The sequence below is a fragment of the Polaribacter gochangensis genome (assembly GCF_046224025.1).
In the GTDB taxonomy this organism is placed as follows: domain Bacteria; phylum Bacteroidota; class Bacteroidia; order Flavobacteriales; family Flavobacteriaceae; genus Polaribacter; species Polaribacter gochangensis.
Genome location: NZ_JBJXRF010000001.1, coordinates 716,011 through 739,595, shown reverse-complemented (window position 1 = coordinate 739,595; position 23,585 = coordinate 716,011). Strand labels below are relative to the sequence as shown.

General features: G+C 29.3%; 22 protein-coding genes. 2 read left to right on the top strand and 20 right to left on the bottom strand.

Annotated elements, in window-relative coordinates; all coding sequences use genetic code 11:
- Nucleotides 1-37: 37 nt before the first annotated feature.
- From purD to ACEWL1_RS03335, 20 genes are all read right to left on the bottom strand, one after another.
- A complete protein-coding gene (purD, locus tag ACEWL1_RS03430) occupies nucleotides 38-1,312 on the bottom strand; it encodes a phosphoribosylamine--glycine ligase (protein ID WP_409231880.1) in 1,275 nt (424 codons plus the stop codon).
- Nucleotides 1,313-1,366: 54 nt separating this feature from the next.
- A complete protein-coding gene (locus tag ACEWL1_RS03425) occupies nucleotides 1,367-2,119 on the bottom strand; it encodes a glycosyltransferase (RefSeq protein WP_409231879.1) in 753 nt (250 codons plus the stop codon).
- 2 nt (nucleotides 2,120-2,121) lie between these two features.
- A complete protein-coding gene (locus tag ACEWL1_RS03420; protein ID WP_409231878.1) occupies nucleotides 2,122-3,483 on the bottom strand; it encodes an undecaprenyl-phosphate glucose phosphotransferase in 1,362 nt (453 codons plus the stop codon).
- Complete coding sequence (locus ACEWL1_RS03415) at nucleotides 3,473-4,600, bottom strand: glycosyltransferase (RefSeq protein WP_409231877.1); 1,128 nt, start codon at nucleotides 4,598-4,600, stop codon at nucleotides 3,473-3,475. The genes ACEWL1_RS03420 and ACEWL1_RS03415 overlap by 11 nt, the downstream gene beginning before the upstream one ends.
- Before the next feature lie 117 nt (nucleotides 4,601-4,717).
- Complete coding sequence (locus ACEWL1_RS03410; RefSeq protein ID WP_409231876.1) at nucleotides 4,718-5,887, bottom strand: O-antigen ligase family protein; 1,170 nt, start codon at nucleotides 5,885-5,887, stop codon at nucleotides 4,718-4,720.
- Nucleotides 5,880-7,139, bottom strand: coding sequence for a DUF6418 domain-containing protein (locus ACEWL1_RS03405; RefSeq protein WP_409231875.1), 1,260 nt, complete (start codon nucleotides 7,137-7,139; stop codon nucleotides 5,880-5,882). The genes ACEWL1_RS03410 and ACEWL1_RS03405 overlap by 8 nt, the downstream gene beginning before the upstream one ends.
- Complete coding sequence (locus ACEWL1_RS03400) at nucleotides 7,136-8,149, bottom strand: hypothetical protein (protein WP_409231874.1); 1,014 nt, start codon at nucleotides 8,147-8,149, stop codon at nucleotides 7,136-7,138. The genes ACEWL1_RS03405 and ACEWL1_RS03400 overlap by 4 nt, the downstream gene beginning before the upstream one ends.
- Nucleotides 8,142-9,368 carry an MATE family efflux transporter gene (locus tag ACEWL1_RS03395; RefSeq protein ID WP_409231873.1) on the bottom strand — a complete coding sequence of 409 codons (1,227 nt, stop codon included), beginning with the start codon at nucleotides 9,366-9,368 and terminating at the stop codon, nucleotides 8,142-8,144. The genes ACEWL1_RS03400 and ACEWL1_RS03395 overlap by 8 nt, the downstream gene beginning before the upstream one ends.
- Before the next feature lie 15 nt (nucleotides 9,369-9,383).
- A complete protein-coding gene (locus tag ACEWL1_RS03390; RefSeq protein WP_409231872.1) occupies nucleotides 9,384-9,905 on the bottom strand; it encodes a KdsC family phosphatase in 522 nt (173 codons plus the stop codon).
- Between the two features lies 1 nt (nucleotide 9,906).
- Nucleotides 9,907-10,941: an N-acetylneuraminate synthase family protein gene (locus ACEWL1_RS03385; RefSeq protein ID WP_409231871.1), complete on the bottom strand. Its 1,035-nt coding sequence runs from the start codon at nucleotides 10,939-10,941 to the stop codon at nucleotides 9,907-9,909.
- The gene (locus tag ACEWL1_RS03380; RefSeq protein WP_409231870.1) at nucleotides 10,938-11,672 is read right to left on the bottom strand and encodes a cytidylyltransferase domain-containing protein; all 735 of its coding nucleotides are present in this window, start codon (nucleotides 11,670-11,672) and stop codon (nucleotides 10,938-10,940) included. The genes ACEWL1_RS03385 and ACEWL1_RS03380 overlap by 4 nt, the downstream gene beginning before the upstream one ends.
- 15 nt (nucleotides 11,673-11,687) lie before the next feature.
- Nucleotides 11,688-12,233 carry a dTDP-4-dehydrorhamnose 3,5-epimerase gene (rfbC, locus tag ACEWL1_RS03375; RefSeq protein WP_409231869.1) on the bottom strand — a complete coding sequence of 182 codons (546 nt, stop codon included), beginning with the start codon at nucleotides 12,231-12,233 and terminating at the stop codon, nucleotides 11,688-11,690.
- The gene (gene rfbA / locus ACEWL1_RS03370; protein WP_409231868.1) at nucleotides 12,233-13,087 is read right to left on the bottom strand and encodes a glucose-1-phosphate thymidylyltransferase RfbA; all 855 of its coding nucleotides are present in this window, start codon (nucleotides 13,085-13,087) and stop codon (nucleotides 12,233-12,235) included. The genes rfbC and rfbA overlap by 1 nt, the downstream gene beginning before the upstream one ends.
- Complete coding sequence (gene rfbB / locus ACEWL1_RS03365) at nucleotides 13,087-14,097, bottom strand: dTDP-glucose 4,6-dehydratase (protein ID WP_409231867.1); 1,011 nt, start codon at nucleotides 14,095-14,097, stop codon at nucleotides 13,087-13,089. The genes rfbA and rfbB overlap by 1 nt, the downstream gene beginning before the upstream one ends.
- Before the next feature lie 3 nt (nucleotides 14,098-14,100).
- On the bottom strand, nucleotides 14,101-15,135 hold the full coding sequence (locus ACEWL1_RS03360; protein WP_409231866.1) for a hypothetical protein: 1,035 nt from the start codon (nucleotides 15,133-15,135) through the stop codon (nucleotides 14,101-14,103).
- A 26-nt stretch (nucleotides 15,136-15,161) separates the two neighbouring features.
- A complete protein-coding gene (locus ACEWL1_RS03355) occupies nucleotides 15,162-16,826 on the bottom strand; it encodes a DUF6909 family protein (protein WP_409231865.1) in 1,665 nt (554 codons plus the stop codon).
- 49 nt (nucleotides 16,827-16,875) lie between these two features.
- The gene (locus tag ACEWL1_RS03350; RefSeq protein WP_409231864.1) at nucleotides 16,876-18,519 is read right to left on the bottom strand and encodes a S41 family peptidase; all 1,644 of its coding nucleotides are present in this window, start codon (nucleotides 18,517-18,519) and stop codon (nucleotides 16,876-16,878) included.
- Nucleotides 18,497-18,898, bottom strand: coding sequence for a ribonuclease P protein component (gene rnpA / locus ACEWL1_RS03345; RefSeq protein ID WP_409231863.1), 402 nt, complete (start codon nucleotides 18,896-18,898; stop codon nucleotides 18,497-18,499). Before rnpA ends, ACEWL1_RS03350 begins: the two co-directional genes overlap by 23 nt.
- A 43-nt stretch (nucleotides 18,899-18,941) precedes the next feature.
- The gene (locus ACEWL1_RS03340) at nucleotides 18,942-19,820 is read right to left on the bottom strand and encodes a dimethylarginine dimethylaminohydrolase family protein (RefSeq protein WP_409231862.1); all 879 of its coding nucleotides are present in this window, start codon (nucleotides 19,818-19,820) and stop codon (nucleotides 18,942-18,944) included.
- Nucleotides 19,817-21,127 (bottom strand): amino acid permease, encoded by a 1,311-nt coding sequence (locus ACEWL1_RS03335; RefSeq protein WP_409231861.1) that lies wholly within the window; start codon nucleotides 21,125-21,127, stop codon nucleotides 19,817-19,819. Before ACEWL1_RS03335 ends, ACEWL1_RS03340 begins: the two co-directional genes overlap by 4 nt.
- A 56-nt stretch (nucleotides 21,128-21,183) precedes the next feature.
- Between ACEWL1_RS03335 and ACEWL1_RS03330 the strand changes: the two genes are divergently transcribed.
- The gene (locus ACEWL1_RS03330) at nucleotides 21,184-22,266 is read left to right on the top strand and encodes an SRPBCC family protein (protein ID WP_409231860.1); all 1,083 of its coding nucleotides are present in this window, start codon (nucleotides 21,184-21,186) and stop codon (nucleotides 22,264-22,266) included.
- Between the two features lie 70 nt (nucleotides 22,267-22,336).
- Complete coding sequence (locus tag ACEWL1_RS03325; RefSeq protein WP_409231859.1) at nucleotides 22,337-23,515, top strand: acyl-CoA dehydrogenase family protein; 1,179 nt, start codon at nucleotides 22,337-22,339, stop codon at nucleotides 23,513-23,515.
- Nucleotides 23,516-23,585: the final 70 nt, after the last annotated feature.

Genomic DNA, 23,585 nt, shown 5'->3' with positions numbered 1-23,585 from the left:
ATTTTGTCTCCTCGAGCGGAGTCGAGAGGTTTTGTTTCTAGATTAAATCAAAACCAATATCTTTTCTATAATTCATGTTTTCAAAAGAAATTTTATCAATTGAATTGTACGATTTTTTCAATGCTTCTTCAATCGTATCACCAAAAGAAGTTATTGCCATCACTCTTCCTCCGTTTGTAAAAACTTTTCCGTTTTCTGAAGTTGTTCCTGCGTGAAAAACGATAGAATCAGTAACCGATTCAATTCCTAAAACTTCTTTGTTTTTTTCATATGCTTCTGGATATCCGCCAGAAACCAACATCACTGTTGTTGCAATTTTTGAGGTTACTTCAACCGATTTTTCGTGCAATGTTTGGTTGGCAACACCTTCAAACAAATCGAATAAATCAGATTTAATTCTTGGTAAAACAGCTTCTGTTTCTGGGTCGCCCATTCTTACGTTGTATTCTATTACTTGCGGATTTCCATCAACGTTCATCAACCCAATAAAAATAAACCCACGATAATCAATTCCATCTTTTTGCAATCCTTTTACAGTAGGAATTACAACTCGTTCTTCGACTTTTTGTAAAAATTCTTTGGATGCAAAAGACACAGGAGAGATTGCTCCCATTCCGCCAGTATTTAATCCTTCATCGCCTTCGCCAATACGTTTATAATCTTTTGCCGAAGGTAAAATTTTATAGCTTTTGCCGTCTGTTAATACAAAAACAGACAATTCTATTCCGTCTAAAAACTCTTCAATAACAACGGTTGACGAAGCTTCTCCAAATTTTTGATTAGAAACCATTTCTTCTAATTCTGATTTTGCTTCTGCTAAAGAATCTAAAATCAACACACCTTTTCCGGCTGCTAATCCGTCTGCTTTTAATACATACGGAGCATTTAACGTTTCTAAAAACGCAAATCCTTCTGCTAAGTTTGCTTTTGTAAAAGATTGATAACGCGCGGTTGGAATGTTGTGTTTTTCCATGAAAATTTTAGAAAAATCTTTAGATCCTTCTAACAAAGCACCGTCTTTTTTAGGTCCGATTACAGGAATATTTTTCAATTCGCTATCTGCTAAGAAAAAATCATGAACTCCATTTACCAATGGCGCCTCTGGCCCAACAACAACCATGTTAATTTTATTCTTTAATACAATTTCTTTTACGGCTTTAAAATCGGTTGGGTTGATATTTATATTACTTGCAATTTGCGAAGTACCTGCGTTTCCTGGCGCAACAAAAAGCTGATTTACTTTGTTACTTTCAGATAATTTTAAAGTAAATGCGTGTTCTCTACCTCCAGAACCTAAAATAAGAATGTTCATTGTTGTGTTGTTGTTTTAGGCTACAAATATACATTCTGAAAATGTATTATCTGTTTAATTTTGCCATTTCTTAAAGTATTTTCTAGCAGAAAGTAAATGCTGAAAAAGTAAATTAATTTTATTGGCAGAACCTCTTTGATGTAAATGTGTTATAGTTTCGTTTGGGAAATACATCTTTTTCTTATTGATAACATCTATTTTTTTACAAATATCAATGTCTTCCATGTACAAAAAATACCGCTCGTCAAATCCTTTAATTTTTATAAAATCTTGGGTTTTAAAAAGCATAAAACAACCGTGCATGCTTTCTGGAAAAAATGATTGAGATAAATCTAAATTTCTGTACTCACTTTCTTGAGTTTTACGTTTAAAAAGTCTTAATCTTCTATAAATTAATTCAGAAAAATTAGGGTATTTTCTACAGTAATATTGCATGCTTCCATCTGGATAAACAATCTTTGGGGAAATCATAGCAACCTTTACTTGTTTCTTTAATTCACGTATTAAATTAGGTAAGACTTGCGGATTAAAAGTGATATCTGGGTTTAAAATTAAATGAAATTCTGATGTTAATTTTGAAATAACCAAGTTATGTGCTGTTCCAAAACCTAAGTTTTTGCCAGTAAAAATATAGGTGATTTCTTCTTGTTTAAAATAATCTTTTAAAGAGTCTGTTGGCGAATTATCAACTAAGTATAATTTTTTAAGAAGTGGTGTTTTTAGAAAACAGTCTACGGTTTTTTGGAGCGTGTCAATATCTTCATTATAAGTAACAATTGTTGCTGATATTTCGATTTGATCACTCAAAATTAGTAGGCTTTTTCTTCACCTTTATACACATTAAATACAGTTTGTAATATAATTTTTATATCCAAAAGAATAGACCAGTTTTCTATATAAAAGATGTCTAATCGAATTCTGTTTTTGATGTCTGATTTCTTTTTAATTTCGCCCCTATAACCTCTTACTTGAGCAAGTCCTGTAATTCCGGGTTTCATCGCGTGTCTTTCTAAATAGTTATTGACATTTTTTTGGTATTCTACAGACAAACTTTTTAAGTGCGGTCTTGGTCCAACTACACTCATATTTCCTTGTAAAACATTAAAAAACTGTGGTAACTCATCTAAACTGGTCTTTCGTAAAAAAGATCCAAATTTAGTAACTCTTACATCATTTTTTACCGTGTGTTTATGATTTGAGTTTATATTCACTTTCATCGATCTAAATTTATAACAAACAAATAACTCTCCATTTAATCCTTCTCTTTTTTGTTTGAAAAAAGCAGGTCCTTTAGATTCTAATTTTATCAGAATCCAAATTATTGGTGTTAACCAAGACATTAAAAAGATTAAAATGAAAAGTGAAAAAACGACATCAAATATTCTTTTAATAATTTTACTTTCTATAGACTCAAAAGGCAACTTGTTTACATTTAAAACTAAAAGAGAATCTCCATAGTATTCTGATTTGTAACTTTTACTATACAACTCATTTGCATTCGGAATTAACTTAACAACAATGTCCTTTTCATTCGCAAATGTTGTCATTTTTTTTATTTCTTCTCTATCTAATTCCGATAAAGAGCAATACACTTCTTCTATGTTTTCTTCTAAAATAAACGCATAACTTTGTTCAATAGATCCCTTAAATAATTTTTTATTTGATGTTTTTTTATCTGTAAAAAACCCTGACACTTGATATCCAAATTCTTTTTTTTCTTTAAAAAGCTTGATTATTTTTTTGGCTGTTTCATCAGAACCTAAAACTATTACTTTTCTAAAATTATTACCTTTTGCTCTGTACTTTTTTAAGGCATAGATAAAGCTGTATTTTACCACAGTAATTCCTAAAAATATTGTCGTAAGAATTACTGTTTGATTGTTTACAACATTTCCTTCTCTAAACAAAGAAAAATAGGTGAAGAACCCAAGAAAAAAAATTGAAAACTGAATTGCTAATAAACTAAGTACTCTAAAAATTTCTGTATGTCTAAATACTTTATAAAACCCACTAAAAAGAGAGGAAACAATCCAAAAAATATTGATGTAAATTAAAAAACTAGATTGTAAATATTCTTTATCAGAAATGTAAAGAATTACCGCATTAATAATTATTAAATCGATTAATAACATTAAAGGTCTTATTGATTTTAAATAGCGTTTATTTTTCAAGAGTTCTGTTTAAGAAGGTTTCAATTTTTTTTTCGAAATTTACTAAAAATTGTTGTTCTGAAAAGCCTTTAGCGTGTTTTTTAATCCAAAATGGATTAAATTTTTCCTTATTTTCTTCAAAGAACAATAATGTTTTCTCTAAAGAAGCTATTGTTTGTTCTTTAAAAAATAATCCAGAAGATTGTTCAATTTCTTTTCGGTTTTCCACTACTGTCTCTAATGCTCCTCCTTTTTTGAAAGCAATAACTGGGAGTCCGTAAGCCATCATTTCTAAAGGAATCATCCCAAAATCTTCTTCTCCTGGAAACAACAATGCTTTTGATCTAAAAACTTCTTCCTCAACTAATTGCCAATTATCTATTGTTTTAAACGTAATATTTGATTTTGCAATTTCTTCTAATTTTTTTCTCTCCGAGCCATTTCCAATAATTACTAATTTTTTACCATTTTCATTAAATGTTTCAACCAATAAATCTATTTTTTTATAAGGAGTTATTGCGCCAAAACTTAAGTATTGATCCCTTTTTTTATTAAAAGAGGTATTTTTAGAAAACAAGTCATCGGCAATTGGTGGATAAACAACTTCTGAATTTCTTTGATAATATTTTTGAATCCGTTTAGAAACATTTTTTGAGTTTGAAAGGTAAAAATCTACATTATCAATGGTTGATGCATCCCATTTTTTAAGCCGCTCTAAAAAAATATTCATAAAAGGTCTTACCAATTTCGGAACAGACGCTAAATAGCTTTCTCTATGACTCCAACAATAACGCATTGGAGAATGTACATAAGAAATATGTGGTATTTTATTAGGGTTATTAATCCCTTTTGCAGGACCAGATTCAGAAGAAATAATTAAATCATAGTTGTCTTTTAATTTTAGAGATTTTATTGCCAAAGGATATAATGGAAATATTTTTTGATAATGTTTTCTAAAAAAAATATTGTCAAAAGCAGATGTAAATACTTTCTGATTTTTTAGATGGTCTCCATAAGTTTTTTCATCATAAAACAACGTGTAAATATCTGCGTCAGGAAAAAGTTTAAGTATTGATTCTATTACCTTTTCTCCACCTCTTCTACTAATGAACCAATAATGTACAATTGCTACTTTCATTGTTTAATTTTACTTTTTTCATAATATAAAAATAGGGTGATAAAAACTATAAAATAAGGCACCGGCAACTAGCGTTGTAATATATGGTATTTTAATCATGCGCTAATTTCTTTTTATTTATAAACTTAATTTATCATCATTCATGTTTGATAAACTTAAAAGAATGGCATATAAATATACTCCTATTTGTCTGTCTAAAATATTTTCTACAAGGCAAAAACACAGTATAGATATTAAAAATAATAACTCTATAGTTACAGTTTTTTTTCTAAAATTAAAATACAAATTAAACCCTTGAGGGAAAAGAAAAATTACCAATCCTAAAACACCTCCTCTTAATATTTCATTTAAATACTGATTATGAGTATTGTAGTTTTTAGTAATAAATCTGTTTTTCTCATCTATGCTTTCAAAGTCTTGATGGTTTTTATAATGCTCTAAAAGCTCATTTCTAGTGTTTTCTTGACTACCAGATCCTAAAAAAAAATTATTTGTTTTACTAAAAGAATTTATAGCTCCTTCCCAAATTATTACCCTAGCGTCTTTATTTATGTGTAAAAATCTATCTTTTAACGTATTGTTGCTAAAGTAAAAAACTAATAATAGTGATGTCAAGCCACTAAAAGCAATTAATTTTTTCTTGTTATTTAACTCAAAAAAGAGAGTAATAACTCCCAAAAATAACGCTGTTATTATAGAAAGTCTCGCAGAAATTATGATAATTAATAATAAAGAAAATACAGTTGCAATTATCGCTATTGCTTTTTTATTTTTCTGTTTAAAAAAGTAATAGCTAATAATAATATTTAGTACTGAAAAGTATCCTAAATAAGGTCTTTCATAATTTAATATTTCATTAATTTTCGAGTAGTTTTTAAGTAAATATTTTTTTCCTTCTGTGAAGTAATAATAGTCAATTATTCCAATTACAGAATTTATTTGAATAATAACAATACCGAAAAATAAAAATAATAACCCTTTAAATCTTACGTTCTTTTCGATGTTTAAAATACTAAAAGGAATTAATAATAGAGGTACTATTTTTTTATAATTTCCTTGTTCAATACTAAAGTCTGTGGTAAATACTCCGTTTATTAAAATAAATAAAAAAAACACCACAAGAGATATAATCACTGGGTTACTCATTGTTTTTTTATCTTTTTGTAAAAGGACACTTAAAAATAAAATACCTAAAAATATATTTCCAAATAATAATGAAATAGGTAAAAAGAACATCAATAAAAAATATGAGTAATTTGATATTTCTTTTTGTTCAACTTTAATCATTTTCTGCTTTTTTTTGATAGTATATTAAATATTTATAGGAAAAAAAAGCGATTATAAATAATACAGGAATTAACAATTTATTAAAATATGCCATCGTAAAAGTATAGCTTGTCCAAATTAAAAGTTGAAAAAGCACAATGCTTATTAAAAACGATTTTCTTTTTACAAAAAAAGCTAAAAGTGTCTGAATTAAAGATAAAAACGCCAATAAAATAAAGTTTGCTATTAATGCTATTACTAATGGAAAAATTCTTAATAATATTGATGGATAAGCATTTGTCCAACTAACCCCTCTAGTTGTTACGGATATATAATCCTTATAACTCCATGGCCAAAACTCAAACATTAAATGATGCATTCCCGTCCATAATTCAGAAATATCCCAAGTATTAGGTTTTCCTAAATACACGTATTGTTCGGCTGTTCCCCAAAACACATGAGCTTGTAATCCAAAAGCTCTATAAAAAACAGATTCAAAAGGTGTTAACCCTAAGTTTTTAAATGGTGGTCTTATACTGTACATATACATCACCAAACAAAACATAATTCCAATAAATATTAAAAGATACTTATTAAAAATCCATTTAAGTTTAAATTGTATTCTTTTTTCTGATGTATAATATAACCCTAAAAGAAAACCAATAGTTCCAATAAGAAAACCTGTAAACTTCTGCCCAACTAATATTAAATACAAGGCATATAGTAAGCCAAATAAAATTGCTGTTTTTTTATTTTTTCGGTACAATAAAGCCGTCCCAAAAGCTACAAAAGCCATTACATTACCAACAATTGGCTTAAGAAAAGGATATTTAGAGTTTTCCCAAAAATTAAATTTTGTGATTTCTTTAGAAAAAAGAGGGATTTCTGAAGAAAATAAGTTTATAAAAGCTGCTAAAAACACAAAACCCAACAACAGTAGTGTTAGTTTATTTTCTTCAACTCCAAAAAACTTAAATTTCGTAACTCTTAGGTTTTTAAAAAAAATAGAAAACACCTTCTTAAAAAAAACTAATGATAAGATTGTGGAAATATAAAATAACAACAATAATAAACTACTATAAGTAAAATAGCCATCTCTTCCTTGCTCAACAATATGAACTCCGGATTCAATTACAATTAAAGAAAAAAACATCCATATGTATTGTATAATAACCATAGATGAAAGTAAAAAAAGACCTAAATCTTTTTCTAAAAGATACAAGGTAATTATTACGGCAATTAAAGCTATTACTATGTTAAATGCAATAATCATTTATAAATATTGAATTTAAATTTTTTAAAAATAGATTCTAATAAGTAATTGTATTTTAAAAGCACATTAAAACTCAAAGACTCTCTTTGGGAGTCTTCAGCTTCTAGAAATATATTTAACAACGCACTTGAATCAAATGAATATATATATTTTGATCCTAATTTATTAAAATATAAATCTTCCAAAGGTTCATCTGATTCTAAATAGATAACTTTTTTAGAATTGAATTGTTTTTTAAACCAATTAAAGCTTATTCTTTTTCCATTTCTATGGGGTTTATAATATATTGTTTCCGCATTATAAAAGTTAGTGTTGGTTTTCATTAAACGTATTAACTCCCCTAAACTTTCTTTGTATCTTTTCTCTCCATATTGATTCATATATCCTTCTTGACCTATAATTAAAAAGGTATTTGTTAAGGAAATATTTCTTTTTGGATATGGTAGTTTTTCTGATTTTTTTGGAAACATTGAAAGTTCAGGAACTCTAACATATTGCTTTATTACATTTTTTGACTCAATTCCACTTGAATGACCTTTGTAAAATTTAAACCTTATTCCATAAAAATTACTTAGCATCCATTTTAAAATTATTTTCTTTTTTGAAAGTGATTTTATTGTATGTGGATAATAATTTAATGTACCATCTTCTACAACAATTCCTTTTATGTTTTTATTAAAAGAAAACAGTAAATAATTTGTTAAAATATCTTCAATATAAGTAAAATAAAGTGTTACTTTTTTTTCTTGCTTGTACTTTTTTAAGCTTAGTATTACCTGCTTATATTGTTTTATTTTTTGAGTGATGTTATAAAAAGCTGAAATCCCACTATTTGACTGATTATTAAATGATTTGTCTGCGTAAATTACTTCATCCCATAATTCAGTATTATTTTCTATTGTTTTGTTTGAAATCAAAACATTTTTAGAATTTAAACCTTCTTTTAACTTAAGTATTTCTTCATAAGAAAAAACTTGATTTTTAGAAATACCAATATATATATTAATCATAGCTCATTTTTTTTGCTTCTTTAAAACGCATAAAAAATAAAATAATGCAAGAAATTAAAAATGCAGAAGCGGTTCCATAAACTCCAAAAAAGAAGGTAAACATTATTGTTAAGATAAGACTTAATAAAGCCGAAACTACCATGACTTTAAGCAAGGATTTATCTTTATGAAAAATGTAAAGTTTAAAGTGGTAGATTAATGAATAATTCATTAATCCAGTACCAATTATCATAAAAAAGATAAGGGGTAAATATGTTTCAAATTCTATTTTATTTTGCCAAAATAAAAGAGGTTTAATTATAATAAGTAAAAAAACAGAAGAAATTATTACATGTGTTAATAGTGATTTTTTAAATTTCTTTAAAAGTTTAAAAATAGTAGGAGAATTTGTTGATGATATTAACTCTGGTAACTCAAAAGAAATAACAATAGTATTAACATACACGGTTATTAACATTGAAATATTTGAGTAGAATAAGAAAATTCCTGCCAACTTTTCTCCCATAAAAAAATCAACAATAAACCTATTTGCATACTCCATCATTTTTAAAGAAATAGTAGCTATTAAAAAAATTGAACTTATTCTCAATCCTTTTTTTACCCAATTAACAATAAGTTTTCCTTTTAAGATTTTATTATGATTTTTATAAAAAGCATAAATTAAAACAATAATTATTGTTAATGTATTGGCTGCCAACCAAAGACTTAAAATACTATTAATTGTAATTGTAATATTATTGAAATAATAAAATACAATTATAATACTCCAGCCCATAGTTCTTGTAAAAAGTAAAACATTTGCAAATAAGACTTTCTTAAAACCAATTAATAACCTGTAAGTTTCTTGAGAAAAATGTTCTGTTATACTTAGTCCAATTACTAAAAACACAAAAGGTTTTAAATAAGAAACATTATTAAAAACAGAATACGCTATAAAAGAAAAAACAACATAAATAACTACATAAAGTAAGAGTGAGGAAATCACTTTATTTACAACTTCTTGTGCTTTATTTGTATTTAAAATATCTCTGATACTAAAGTTGTAAAAATCTAACCCTAATGCAAAAATCAAAATTGTTATTAATGATGTTATCAATCCATAATTACCAAATACATTAACATTAAAGTATTTAGACATTAATGTTAAAATTATGAATTTACTCCCAATTCCTCCTATCCTAAGGAAAACATTAATCAACTTTAAAAGTGGAAGAGGCATAAATAAATTAAGTTATTATTGTTTGTAGTGTGTAATTAAGTTGGTGTCTTTTAAGAGGTCTATTACATTTATATTGTTTTCTAATAAGATTTTCTCAACAAATTCTCTAAAAACACCATCACCTCCTTTTTTTTCTAACACCCAATCAACAACTTCTTTAATATAAGTTGGCGCACTAGACGGAGCTGCGCTTAATCCTACATTTTGTAGAAGAACATAGTCATTTATATCATCTCCGACGTAAGCAATTTCTGACAGATTAATTTGCATTTTATTTGCCAGTTCTTCAATAATCTGCATTTTATTTTTTGCTCCTAAAAACAAATAATCAACTTTTAATTTTTCAGACCTTCTTCTAACCGACTCAACATTCTCTCCGGTAATAATACCAATAGGGATGTCTAAAAGCTTACAGAACAAAACTCCTGCACTATCATAGGTGTTGAATTTTTTTAATTCATTTCCCTTTTCATCGTAATACATTCCGCAATCTGTCCAGACTCCATCAATATCTGTTAAAATAAGTTTTGGCAGCATTTTATTCTATATTTTTTAAATAGATAATTTCATTTTTAGGAATATCTTTTTTTATTTTTTTTCCCAAAATCTTACTTCTATCATTCCATTGAATTCCATCTCCTGGACTTAATAAATGTATATCTTCTTCAGATATTATAGTTCCTGACTTAAGTGCTTTTTTTGTTGCAATTGACCTCTCCAATTTAGTTCTAGCACTTTTAACAGAAGACACTATGCTTATTTTCTCTTCACCTAGAGACAAATCTAAATTTCTTATATCTCTAACCATTCTATACATACCATCTATTGCTAAAGAACCTTTTTGATCTGTGCCTTTCATTTCTCGATCAAGTGTAATATGTTTTTCAATAATTTCAGATCCCAAAGCTACTGCCGCTATTGGAGTAGAAATTCCTATTGTATGATCAGAGTATCCAATGGTATATTCTGGATATTTTTTCTTTAAATAAGTTACTGTATGCAAGTTAACATTACTATACTGAGTAGGATACTCAGAAACACAATGTAAAATTGAAATGTTATTATTGTATTTACTAATTGTATCTAAAGCCAAATTCAATTCTTTTTCTCCAGACATTCCTGTTGATAAAATAATTGGAATTTTCGTTTCTGCCAGTGCAGAAAGTAGTGGTAGATTTGTTAAATCTCTTGAAGCAACTTTTAACCTATCTGGTGTAAATAATTTTAATAAACTTAAACACCCTATTGCACATAGCGTTTCAACAAAATCTAAACCTTTACTTTTTGTATATTTATATGCTTCAAAATGCTCATCATCTGTTAACTCTAAAAAAGCTCTATGCTCTCCGTATGTTTTCCCAAAAGAATGAGGAGAGTTATAAATATTGTTCATTTGAGATGTAGATAGCTCATTGGTCAAATCTCTTTTTGTCAACTTTACAGCATCCATTGGTTGCAGGTCTTTTCCAAATAATTTGTCTCTAATTGGTCTTGCAGCAACATCAATTAATAATTTACAGATATCTAAAGAGCCATTGTGGTTTTGCCCTATTTCTCCAATTATATATGTCATTTTGTGTTTTCTTTTATAATTTTTTTCATGCTTTTTAAAATGCTTGGATTATTTTCTATGTACTTAATTATATCTGAATAACCTCTTTCTGGATTTTTTTTTAGAGTACCAAAATATAACTTGCATAAGTTATCGAAATCTCCTTTTGTATCTAAGGTACATCTTATATTTTTATTTATAATAACTTTACTTATGAATTGCACATTAAATCTATCCGGGTTTTTATAAATGCAATTAGTTACATGTTCTATACAATTAGATGATTCCTCTTGATTTATTTTTTTTAATGCGCTTAGGCTCACTATTTCAGCGAAAAAACCGTAATGTGTTAATATTGATGGTACTTGATTTATCTTATAAGATAAATAATCTTCTCCTTTATAATTTGTACAAAGGTCTAAAATCGATTCAACATCAATAAATGGATTATCTGAGCAGATTCTAATAATAGAATTTAGATTATTAACTTCAGCGCATTTAATAAATCTGTTTAAAACATTTTGTTCTGAACCACGGAAAAATTTAATTCCATGTTTTTTTGAATACTTTTCAAGTACATCGTCTACTTCTAAGTTTGATGTAGCTAAAATAATTGGCATTCTATCTTTTAAAACGGATACTCTTTTTAATTGAATATCTAAAAAAGTAGTGTTTTTTTCTATTTCTAAAATAATCTTTTTAGGCAAACGTGTTGAAGATGTTCTTGCTTGAATAATTATTCCCGTATTCATAAAACTATTTATTTCCTAAATTTCTAATTCATTAAACGTTTTTAGCACTTTATCTTTTTCTGAAACAGCTATTTCATTCTCTGAAAGCATCCAATCTATATTAAGTGTTTCATCGTTAAATATAATTCCTCCTTCAAATTTTGGTTGATAAAAATTATCACATTTATACACAAAAACGGTATGGTCTTCTAAAACTGAATATCCGTGTGCAAATCCTCTTGGAACAAATAATTGTTTCTTATTTTCTTCTGATAAAACACAAGAAAAATGCTGTCCAAAAGTTTTAGAATTTGGTCTTACATCTACGACAACATCTAATACTTTTCCTTTTACAACACGAACCAGTTTCGCTTGTGCAAATTCTCCTTTCTGAAAATGCAACCCTCTTAAAACGCCTCTGTTTGAAAACGCTTCATTGTCTTGAACAAACTCAATTCCTTTGCCCGTTAATTCCTTAAAGTTTTCTTTATTAAAGGTTTCAAAAAAATAACCTCTTTCGTCTCCAAAAATAGTTGGTTCAATAATAAAACAGTCTTTTAACTTTGTTTCTGTAACCTGCATTAAATTCCTTCTAAATGTTTACCATAACCGCTTTTTAACAATGGTTCGGCTAATTCATGTAACTCTTTTTTAGTGATAAATCCACTTCTATAAGCAGATTCTTCGATTGCACCTACTTTTAACCCTTGTCTTTCTTCTATTACTTGCACAAATTGAGATGCTTGCATTAAAGAATCAAAAGTTCCGGTATCTAACCAAGCGGTTCCTCTGTCTAAAATACTCACATTTAATTTACCTCTTTCTAAATACGATTTGTTAATGTCTGTAATTTCTAATTCTCCTCTATGGCTTGGTTTGATGTTTTTTGCAATTTCTACCACTTCGTTATCGTAAAAATAAATTCCTGGAACAGCATAATTTGATTTTGGTTTTTCTGGTTTTTCTTCAATTGAAATTGCATTTCCACTTTCATCAAACTCAACAACACCATATCTTTCTGGATCATGAACATGATACGCGTAGACAATTCCGCCATCTGGATTGTTGTTGGCTTTTAATAATGTTGCCAATCCTGTTCCATAAAAAATATTATCTCCTAAAATCAATGCAACTTTATCATCTCCAATAAAATCTGCACCCAAAATAAATGCTTCTGCCAATCCGTTTGGATTCTCTTGAACTGTATATTCAAAAGAACATCCATATTTTTTTCCATCTCCCAATAGTCTTTTAAATAGGGGTAAATCTTGAGGTGTAGAAATGATTAAAATTTCATTAATTCCTGCGGATATTAATGTTGATAATGGATAATAAATCATGGGTTTATCAAAAACAGGCATTAATTGCTTGCTAATTGCAAGTGTAATTGGATGCAATCTTGTTCCAGATCCGCCAGCTAAAATAATTCCTTTCATTATTTATTGTATTTATTTAAATACCATTCTATGGTTTTTTGTATTCCTGTTTCAAAATTTTCTTCTGCAATCCAACCCAGTTCATTTTCAATTTTTGAGGCGTCAATTGCATATCTAAAATCGTGTCCTGGTCTGTCTTTTACAAAAGTAATTTGTTCTTTATAGGAAACTTCTTTTGGATAAATTACATCTAATATTTCACATATTTTATCTGCGATATATAAATTATTTCGTTCATTTTTACCGCCAATATTATAGGTTTCTCCTGCTTTTCCTTTTTGATATGCCAACTCAATTCCTTTGCAATGATCTAAAACAAATAACCAATCTCTAATGTTTTTTCCATCTCCATAAATAGGAATATTTTCTCCAGAAATTGCTTTTCTAATAATCGTCGGAATCAGCTTTTCATCATGTTGTTTTGGTCCGTAATTATTTGAACAATTTGTTGTAATTACATTCATTCCGTACGTATGAAAATAACTTCTTACAATAAAATCTGAGGCTGCTTTTGATGCACTGTACGGACTATTTGGTGCATATGGAGTTTCTTCTGTAAACAAACCTATAGCTCCTAAGGTACCAAAAACCTCGTCTGTAGAAATATGGTGAAAACGAGCATTTTCGAATTCTTTTTTATACAGATTTGGAGCATCCATCCAATAATTTTTTGCTACATCTAAGAGGTTAAATGTTCCATTGATATTGGTCTGAATAAACGCATCCGGATTTTTAATTGAATTGTCTACATGAGATTCTGCGGCAAAATGTAGTACTCCAGAAATAGTATGTTTTTTAAAGGTTTTTTCAATAAAACTTCTATCACAAATATTTCCTTTTTCAAAAATATATCTTGGATGTTTGTTTAACTCTTTTAAGTTTTCTAAATCTCCTGCATAGGTTAATGCATCAATATTTACAACCTTAATATTTTTGTTTTTAGCTAAAAAATAAGGAATAAAGTTTGCTCCTATAAAACCCGCACCACCTGTTATTAATATTGTTTTCATCAACTATTTTTTGTAGTTGTTTAAATAAGTATTTAATTGCTTTAACAGTAGTAACATGATCATTAATGCAACTGCCAATCCACTTATTAAAAATCCATAATTATTATCAATTCCTTTAATTTCATAACCAATTGGTTGAAAATTAGAAATGACATTTAGCACTTCAGATTTTTCAGATTTGTCTTCACTGATTTCTTTTAAATCTTTATTTATTCTCCTGTTAGTTTCAAATAGCTCTAGTTCTTTGGAAGTTGTTTTTGTTCCACCTAAATCAATACTTGTTCCTGAGTTTTCTTTCTTAGATTCTTCTACTAAAACCGTCATATAAACTCTTCTTAACGAATCTACTTGAGTTAAATTTTGCCTTAAAAGCGAATCTGTTCTATTAAGGTTTTCGTTTGTTAGTCTTTTTACTTTATTGTAGAATTTATTATTTACAACTGAAGAAATAATAACTTCATCTAACTTAGAAAAAACGTTGTTTTGAGTTGCAACAACATGAATATTATGAATTCTATAATCGTAATTTGTAAACGTGTTTTTAAACGCCTCAAACGAATAACTTTTTGCTGTTAATGTATCAACAGATAAAATTAAGTCATCATAAGAGGTTAAAAGGTCGTTTCCGTTTTTTATAGGATAAATTTGAAATTCTTTAAGTTTTGCTGCTATTTCAATTGAAAGATTAAACGTTTTTGCTAAAGTAATTGTGTCTTCTTGCTTTACCAAATCGTTGTAATAATTTACATTATTATACAATTGTCTTGTACTTTTAAAGTTGGGCTGTACCTGCATATCTGCCCCAAAAGTGGGTGCTTTTGTAAATTCAAAAAATGTTCCAATAAACCCTCCAATAACAGCGGCAATTGCAAGCTTAATTATATTTGTTTTTATAAATAGTAAAAACAAAATTAACAGGTGAAAAATTCCTTTAAAAAAAGTTGCTATAAAGTTAAAAAGATTTGAAAATCCTTTTCCAATAATTATAAATAATGATCCTAATTCTATTTCCTCTTTAGGTTGTGATTCTTTAGCCATTTTTACTTGTTTAGTTCGTTGTACTTTTAAAATATTTGTTCTAATATTTTTTGTGTAATTGCGTATGTTGGTGTGACACCAGACATTCCTAATCCTCCAGAAGCCAATGTTGCTCCAGTTTCTAATGGATTATCTGATGCGTAATAGGCATAACGCACTTTTACGTTTTCTGATATATTTCCTCTAATTTTTGATGCTGCTTGTATTGCTTTTTGATAATGAGCACCTTCCATTTCCAATCCAATTACATTCCAGGTAGAATCGTGAAAGAATTTTAAAATGTCTTTATTTTGAAGCGATGTTCCTAAAACAGAAATCATTGCTCCATCAAAAGAACGAACACCAAATCCTTCTAAATCTTCTTTAGACAATTCATTTTTAAACGGATAATTGTCTGCTGTTCCTTCAAAAACGTGAGAAGACGGAATCATAATATCGCCTTTTCCTCCTTCTAAAATTCCTGCTTTCCCCATAATAGAAACAGATTCTACATCTAAATGTGTGGTGTTGTTTTCTGTAATATATGGTTTCAACAACTCATCCATAGTTTCATAGGCTTGTTCTCCAAACGCATAATCCATTACAATTAATACCGGTTTTTTATTTTTGGAGTTCTGTTTTGTATAGTTTGTTGTAGCAAAATCTATTTTTTCTGTATCAATTATTTGAACATTTATGTTTGTACCAGAAGTATCTTTTATATAAATCAACCCATTTTTTGAAGCGTAATTTTTAACTTTTACTTGAAAATCTTTACTGTTCTCATTACTTAATAATTCAAATAATTTAAATCCTTTGTGCTTTTTAGCTTCCGTAGGAATTGCGCCTTGAGCATAAATCGAGTTCATAACGCTGTGCATATTTGCACTGATAATGTGAATTGGTCTTTCTAATAAATTATTTTCTTGAAGAATTTTTTTAATATTATTTGCCCAAACTTCACCATAAATATGTTGCCCAATTTGTTCGTTTAAAACCGAACTAAATGTTACAACACGTTTTTTGTTTTCTAGGGTTTCATTAATTGCTAATTGACCTAGCCAGTAAATTATCTGAAAAAAACGATCTGGATTTTTCTCTGTAGAAAACGTTGTATAAATTTTTGAAACTTCTTCATAAGTCCTTCCTAAAATAGTTCCTAAATGAGCAATGGTAACTTCTCTTTCTTCTTTTGTAATTGTTTTATCATACAAAACAATTTCTCTCAATGTTTTCCATTCTCTAATACAATCTGAACCTTCGTTTATTAAAACTTTGTCTTTAATCTTGTGAGACTCAATAAACAAAAAAGTTAAATGCGTTAAAATATCATAGATTTCAGATCTACCACGAGTAATCTCAATATCCATTTGATCTTTATCTATTCTATAACAATTTCTTCTTCTTTTTGCAGGAACAATTGGTTTAAAATGTGAGTTTTTATAGCCTTCATCTGCTGTTAAATTGATAAACTGACATTCTTCAATTCCTTCAGGTAAACGCTCAATAATATAAATTAATCCGTTTAATTCTACTTTTTCTTCTGCAATAGATCCATAAATTTCTGGTCTTAATTGTAATAACGATTTTCTTAATGTTTCACCAGAAATCCCCATCGGTTTGTAAAAACCTCTACTAAATAAATGACGCATAGAAATGTATAATCTTTCTATAGCTCCTGTAGATTCTTGCGCTCTTGTTCTTTCTTTCATTCTAATTCTTTACTTTTTTACATAATTCAAAGATACTAATTTATCTAGCTTAGTTTTTGCCAGATAAGATCTGATTGTACTTTTTTGTGTTCTTTAATAATTTAACAGCTGCTAACACCGTTTTATCTGAAGCAACTTTACTTTGATAAACACCTTCTTGATAATAATACTGATCTAAAATAACATCTTTTAACTCGTTCTTTAAAAACTCTTTATTACTTGCTAAAGCGCTTATTTTCTCTGCTTTTAATACACTTAAAATTTGAGAATATTCTTTGTTAATTTTTTTGTTTTGAGTAGTATTTAACATCTCATACGCTTTTTTAAACGACACTTCTTCTTTAGTTAAAAACGTAGTGTCTGTTTTTAAAAATGCTTGAAACTGTTTAAAGTTTTTATCTGTAAACCTAAAGTCTTTTGCTGTTGAAATTGTGTTGTTTCTATTTCTAAAATTGATTGCAAAATCAAATAATGCTCTAGAACCTAATAATATTTTTGTTTCTTCTGATAAGGTTTCATTTTCTGTTGTAATATCTGGTATAATTCCGCCACCATCAAAAACTTTTCTTCCGTTTTCTGTTCTAAATTCATTGATTCCGGCATCAGAAAACTTCGGCACTTTTCCTGTTTTAAAATCTCTATTTGCATAATCTAATTCTTGAATACATCTTCCGCTTGGCGTATAATATTTAGAAATGGTTACTTTTAATTGCGTTCCGTAACTCAATGTTCTGTAACGTTGCACCAATCCTTTTCCGAAAGAACGTTTTCCCATCACAACTGCTCGGTCATAATCTTGCAATGCCCCCGTTACAATTTCTGATGCTGATGCAGAACTTCCATTGATTAAAACAACCATCGGAATTTCTAAATCTAACGGGTTGTTTCTAGATAAATACGTATTGCTCCATTTTTTCACCTTTGCTTTTGTAGTAGTAATAACCTTTCCTTTTGGTAGAAAAAAGTTAGAAATGTTTACTGCTTCACCAAGCAACCCTCCAGGGTTTGAACGCAAGTCTAAAATCAAACTTTTTATGCCTTCTTTTTTTAAGCTTTCAAAAGCTTTTTTAATTTCTGCAGCTGCTTTTTCATTAAATCTTGTCAAAACAATATAACCAGTTTCATCATCAATCTTTTTGTAAAAAGGAACTGGATTTATTTCTATTTTTTCTCTTTTTAAATCAAATTGTAGTTTCTTTCCATTTCTTAAAACTTCAATAGAAATTTGGCTATCAGGTATTCCAAGTAACAAACTCGATGAATCTTCTTTTTCTAACTCTGCTAAAACCTGATTGTCAATTTTTAAAATAATATCTCCAGATTTTAAACCCGCTTTATCGGCTGCATAACCTTTATAAACACTAATTACTAAAGGATTTTTACTCGCATAATGGATTGATGCTCCGATTCCGCCATATTCTCCTTCTCGTCTTATTTTAGCAGCTTCAACATCTTGTTCGTTAAAGTAATTTGTGTACGGATCTAAATCTTTTAACGTGTTTTTTAAAGCACGAGTTGTTAATTCTGCCGGATTTATTTCATTCACATAATACATATTCAATTCTTTGAATAATGTGGTGTAAATTTCTATCTGTTTTGCAACCTCAAAAAATTTTGATTGAAATGAAAACGAAACAAAAACAACTGCGATAAGTAAACCTGCAATCGTTTTATTTTTGATGCTTTTTTTCATCTTTAGTTCTTTTAATTTGTGCTGTAAACGACTTTAAAAGCTGTTCCATTTTAATTTCGATTTCAGCATATGTGCATTTTTCTTTACCAATATAAGAAATCATATACACATACGGTTTGTCAATCGTGTTGTAAACAAGTTGTTTTTGTTTGCGATACGTTTCTCTTAGCAATCTTTTTAAGTGATTTCTATCAACCGCTTTTTTAAAGTTTCTCTTAGGAACAGAAACGCCAACTTGTGCCGGATATTTTGAAGTGTGTTCTGTTTGTATATAAACAAGCCTTAAAGGAAAACTCTTAACCGATTTTCCTTCTTTATATAATTTTCCAATGAGCGTTTTACTTTTTAAGCGCTCTTGTTTTCCTAAAGTTTGCTTCATTACTACAAACTTACACAAAAGAGTTGCTTTTTTAAGTAAAAATTTAGACGATTCTTGCCAAAGGTCTTGTTAAACACGTTGGTCCGCCGCCACCTTTTACACTAATTTCGTTTCCTACATACGTGGTCACTTTGCATCCAGCTTTTTCTAGTAATTTTTTAGTCTTTGGATTTCCAGCAACCATTACACAATTTCTCGGCGAAATTGCCAACACATTACATCCCATAGAATCAAATTCTTCTTCCGGAACTTCAATCAATTCAAAACCTCTTTTTAGTAATTCATTTCTAAATTTTATCGGCATTAAAGGTGAATACACAACGGCTAAATTTGCATCAACCGGACTTAAAATCGACATTAAATGAAACACATCTTCTTTGCCTTTGTAATGCGGTAAATCTGCAACAATAACTTGAACTCCGTTTGGTTCTAATAAGTTTTTTAATTGTTGAATTCCTTCTTCATTTGTTCTGTACGTATGTCCAACTGCCAATGTATTTTTATCCAGCCAAGCAACATCGCCACCTTCTAAAGTTCCTGGTGATTTTATGTGCCCTAAAACCGAAATATTTTTTTGCTGATATTCTTGTAATTGAGCATTTGGTTCATTCATTCTGCCTTCTTTTCCCATATTACAAATAATGATTCCAAAATCTGTTGCAATTGATGCATCTCTACAATAAATAGCATCCATTTTTACCTGTTTGTTTGATGGAAAATGACAAACTTCAACGTTATGTTCTTTAAAAATCGACTCAAACTTTTCGTATTCCTTCAGCGCCGAGCTAAAATCTGGCTTCGATAAATAATTCAATTCGCCCCATTGATTTTCTAACAATTCTTCTGAATGGAAAGCATCTTCTGCTGATTTAATATAAACTTTTTCTAGTTTTAAATATTCTGAGTGCTGTGTTTTGCTCATTTTTCTTTTGTTTTATTCCACTGCATCAATGCGTAAAAGGGTATTCCCAACAATAATAGTAAAAATCCGTAAAAAACAACATCTGCTCCAGAACCATAAATTGCCCAAACCGAATAGGAAAATCCTAATAAGCCAAGAACAAAGGTTTTTAGAATGCTATTCAAATGAATTTTTCTTTCAATTAAGACAATAATATATGCTGCCGAAACAAATAAATATGGTACCAAACATGTTAAAACCGTTAAGTTTACCATAAATGTAAATTGATCTATCAATCCTTCCGAAAAGTTCATCAACATTACTATTGAACTTAATATACTTCCAATAATTAAACCTAAAACCGGAGCGCCATTTTTGTTTTCTTTTTTAAATATTCTTGGAAACATTTTATCTTTTGCTGCCGCCATCGGGATTTGAGCAACGATTAAAATCCAACCATTTAATGCGCCAATCCCTGATATTGCTGCTCCGACTGCAACAAAATAACCAGCGTATTCTCCTCCAATTATTCTTCCTGCTTCTGCAAAAGGTGCTGCAGAACCTTTTAAAACATCCGTAGGTAAAATTCCAAATAAAACAATGGTTCCAAAAATATAAATACATGTGGTAATTATAGTTCCCAACATGGTTGCTTTTGAAACATTTTTCCCAGGGTTTTTTACATTTTCGGCAGGAATACTTGCACTTTCAATTCCTAAAAAAGCATACAATGTTAATGCTGCAACTACAGGAAATGTTTCAAAATTACTTTCGCCAGTTAAATTAAAATCTGGAAAATTATCTAAGCTAAAAAAGAATCCGCCAATTAAAATCACAAAAACTAATGGCAATAGTTTTAAAATTGTAGTAACTACTTGTACTTTTCCAGAAGCTTTTACTCCTTTAGAATTGACCCAAGTAAAAAACCAAATCATACTTAAACCAATGACAACAGCCAACATAGAATTGGTTTCTAAAATTGGGAAGAAAAAACTCAACGCGCCAATAATTGCAATAGCAATTGCCGCATTGCTTATCCAACAAGAAATCCAATAACCCCAAGCGACTAAAAACCCAATAAAAACTCCAAAACCTTCTTTAGAATACGTGTATGGTCCGCCACTTTTATTGACAATGATTTTACTGAAATTGCTAAATATTTTTGCCAAAATGATGGCTCCGGTTGCTGTAAATAACCAACCTAATAAACTAATACTTCCGTATTCTGCAAGTGACGCAGGTAATAAAAAAATTCCTGCTCCAATCATATTTCCAACTACTAAAGAAGTAGTGGTTATTAATCCAATTTTTTTCTGATTAGAACTCATATTTTGTGTATTTTTAGAAGCAAATCTCGAAGATACAATTAATTAACCAACTGATTATGAAGTTCAATGTTCACCCAGATATTAAAAAAGCAGAAACATTACCTGCCTTTTTTTATAAAGACAAAACTATTTTTGAAGCTACAAAAGAGAAGGTTTTTTTAAAATCTTGGCAATGGGTTGGAGATGAAAATTTAGTTCCTCTTGCACAATCTGTGCATCCATTTGTGTTACTAGATGGTTATTTAACCGAGCCATTAGTATTGACAAAAAACAAAAATGAAGAAATTAATTGTTTGACAAATGTATGTACACACAGAGGAAATTTAGTTGCTTTAAATCATGGGAAATCAAAAAAACTAACCTGTTTTTATCACGGAAGAAGATTCAATTTAAATGGCGAATTTGAATACATGCCTGAATTTGATCAGACAGAAAATTTTCCAAGACCTTGTGATAATTTACATAAATTTCCGATAAAAAAATGGGGAAAATTTTTGTTTGCAGGTTTAAATCCAGCGTTTGATTTTCAGCAAGTGCTTGATAAAATGAACGAACGCATTGGTTTTTTACCGTTGGATGAGCTTACCCTCAACGCTTCTCTTTCAAAAGATTATATCGTCAATGCAAATTGGGCGTTGTACTGTGATAATTATTTAGAAGGTTTTCATGTTCCTTTTGTACATCCAGATTTGAATGATGTGTTGGATTATGGAAGCTACAAAACAGAAGTATACGAATATTGCAATTTGCAAATTGGTTATACAGACGAAACAACAGAAGTTTTTGATTTGCCAGATAGTCACGTCGATTATGGTAAAAATGTAGCCGCTTATTATTATTGGGTTTTCCCGAATATGATGTTTAACTTTTATCCGTGGGGATTATCAGTAAATATTGTAAAGCCTCTGGATTTGAATAGCACCAAAGTGTCTTTTATTTCTTATGTTTTAGATTCAACAAAATTAAACAAAGGCGCAAGTGGAGATATTGATAAAGTACAACAAGAAGATGAGTTTGTTGTAGAACAAGTACAAAAAGGTGTAAAATCTTCTTTTTATAAAGCCGGGCGATTTTCTCCAACTAGAGAACAAGGTGTTCATCACTTTCACAGATTGCTTGCAGAATTTTTAAACGACTAAAAAATTAAGTTAATCCATTTCTATATCAGAAGTAATATTTACTTTTGATACTTCAATCAATTCAATTATAATGAAACCAGATTTATTTCAAGCTCCAGATTATTATCAAATAGATGATTTATTAACCGAAGAGCATAAATTAGTTAGAGACGCAGCAAGAGAATGGGTGAAAAGAGAAGTTTCTCCCATTATTGAAGACTACGCTCAAAAAGCAGAATTTCCAAAGCAAATCATCAATGGATTGGCAGAAATTGGTGCTTTTGGTCCTTATATTCCTTCAGCATATGGTGGAGCAGGATTGGATCAAATTTCTTACGGATTGATTATGCAAGAAATTGAACGTGGAGATTCTGGTGTTCGTTCTACTGCTTCTGTACAATCATCATTGGTAATGTATCCTATTTGGAAATATGGAAACGAAGAACAACGTCAAAAATATTTGCCAAAATTAGCTTCTGGTGAATGGATTGGTTGTTTCGGATTGACAGAACCAAATCACGGTTCTAATCCAAGCGGAATGGAAACAAAATTTAAAGATATGGGAGATCATTATCTTTTAAACGGAGCAAAAATGTGGATTTCGAATGCCCCTTTTGCACAGGTTGCTGTAGTTTGGGCAAAAAATGAAGAAGGTAGAATTCATGGTTTAATTGTAGAGCGCGGAATGGAAGGTTTTTCTACGCCAGAAACACATAATAAATGGTCGTTAAGAGCATCATCAACTGGAGAATTAATTTTTGATAACGTAAAAATTCCGAAAGAAAACTTATTACCAAATAAATCTGGATTAGGAGCGCCGTTAGGTTGTTTAGACTCTGCTCGTTACGGAATCGCTTGGGGTGCAATTGGTGCTGCAATGGATTGTTACGATACAGCTTTACGTTATTCTAAAGAACGTATTCAGTTTGGAAAACCAATTGGTCAGTTTCAATTACAACAAAAGAAATTAGCCGAAATGATTACAGAAATTACCAAAGCGCAATTGTTAACTTGGCGTTTAGGAGTTTTACGTAACGAAGACAAAGCTACTTCTGCTCAAATTTCTATGGCAAAACGGAATAATGTTGACATGGCAATAAACATTGCTAGAGAAGCAAGACAAATGTTAGGAGGAATGGGAATTACGGGCGAATATTCAATTATGCGTCATTCTATGAATTTAGAAAGTGTAATTACCTACGAAGGAACACACGATATTCACTTATTAATTACTGGTTTAGACATTACAGGACTCAATGCTTTTAAATAAGAGTCTCAGACTCTTTTAGCAGCTTACTCTTGGGCAGTAATAATAAATAAAAAAGAGCGGATAAATATCC

What these genes read in the sequence shown, in the direction of transcription:
- ACEWL1_RS03340 (WP_409231862.1), bottom strand. Translation starts at nt 19,820, where the DNA reads ATGAGCAAAACACAGCACTCAGAATATTTAAAACTAGAAAAAGTTTAT.
- rnpA (WP_409231863.1), bottom strand. Translation starts at nt 18,898, where the DNA reads ATGAAGCAAACTTTAGGAAAACAAGAGCGCTTAAAAAGTAAAACGCTC.
- ACEWL1_RS03405 (WP_409231875.1), bottom strand. Translation starts at nt 7,139, where the DNA reads ATGATTATTGCATTTAACATAGTAATAGCTTTAATTGCCGTAATAATT.
- ACEWL1_RS03390 (WP_409231872.1), bottom strand. Translation starts at nt 9,905, where the DNA reads ATGCTGCCAAAACTTATTTTAACAGATATTGATGGAGTCTGGACAGAT.
- ACEWL1_RS03385 (WP_409231871.1), bottom strand. Translation starts at nt 10,941, where the DNA reads ATGACATATATAATTGGAGAAATAGGGCAAAACCACAATGGCTCTTTA.
- rfbC (WP_409231869.1), bottom strand. Translation starts at nt 12,233, where the DNA reads ATGCAGGTTACAGAAACAAAGTTAAAAGACTGTTTTATTATTGAACCA.
- ACEWL1_RS03400 (WP_409231874.1), bottom strand. Translation starts at nt 8,149, where the DNA reads ATGATTAATATATATATTGGTATTTCTAAAAATCAAGTTTTTTCTTAT.
- ACEWL1_RS03335 (WP_409231861.1), bottom strand. Translation starts at nt 21,127, where the DNA reads ATGAGTTCTAATCAGAAAAAAATTGGATTAATAACCACTACTTCTTTA.
- purD (WP_409231880.1), bottom strand. Translation starts at nt 1,312, where the DNA reads ATGAACATTCTTATTTTAGGTTCTGGAGGTAGAGAACACGCATTTACT.
- ACEWL1_RS03395 (WP_409231873.1), bottom strand. Translation starts at nt 9,368, where the DNA reads ATGCCTCTTCCACTTTTAAAGTTGATTAATGTTTTCCTTAGGATAGGA.
- ACEWL1_RS03355 (WP_409231865.1), bottom strand. Translation starts at nt 16,826, where the DNA reads ATGAAAGAAAGAACAAGAGCGCAAGAATCTACAGGAGCTATAGAAAGA.
- ACEWL1_RS03380 (WP_409231870.1), bottom strand. Translation starts at nt 11,672, where the DNA reads ATGAATACGGGAATAATTATTCAAGCAAGAACATCTTCAACACGTTTG.
- ACEWL1_RS03410 (WP_409231876.1), bottom strand. Translation starts at nt 5,887, where the DNA reads ATGATTAAAGTTGAACAAAAAGAAATATCAAATTACTCATATTTTTTA.
- ACEWL1_RS03350 (WP_409231864.1), bottom strand. Translation starts at nt 18,519, where the DNA reads ATGAAAAAAAGCATCAAAAATAAAACGATTGCAGGTTTACTTATCGCA.
- rfbA (WP_409231868.1), bottom strand. Translation starts at nt 13,087, where the DNA reads ATGAAAGGAATTATTTTAGCTGGCGGATCTGGAACAAGATTGCATCCA.
- ACEWL1_RS03415 (WP_409231877.1), bottom strand. Translation starts at nt 4,600, where the DNA reads ATGAAAGTAGCAATTGTACATTATTGGTTCATTAGTAGAAGAGGTGGA.
- ACEWL1_RS03325 (WP_409231859.1), top strand. Translation starts at nt 22,337, where the DNA reads ATGAAACCAGATTTATTTCAAGCTCCAGATTATTATCAAATAGATGAT.
- ACEWL1_RS03330 (WP_409231860.1), top strand. Translation starts at nt 21,184, where the DNA reads ATGAAGTTCAATGTTCACCCAGATATTAAAAAAGCAGAAACATTACCT.
- ACEWL1_RS03360 (WP_409231866.1), bottom strand. Translation starts at nt 15,135, where the DNA reads ATGGCTAAAGAATCACAACCTAAAGAGGAAATAGAATTAGGATCATTA.
- rfbB (WP_409231867.1), bottom strand. Translation starts at nt 14,097, where the DNA reads ATGAAAACAATATTAATAACAGGTGGTGCGGGTTTTATAGGAGCAAAC.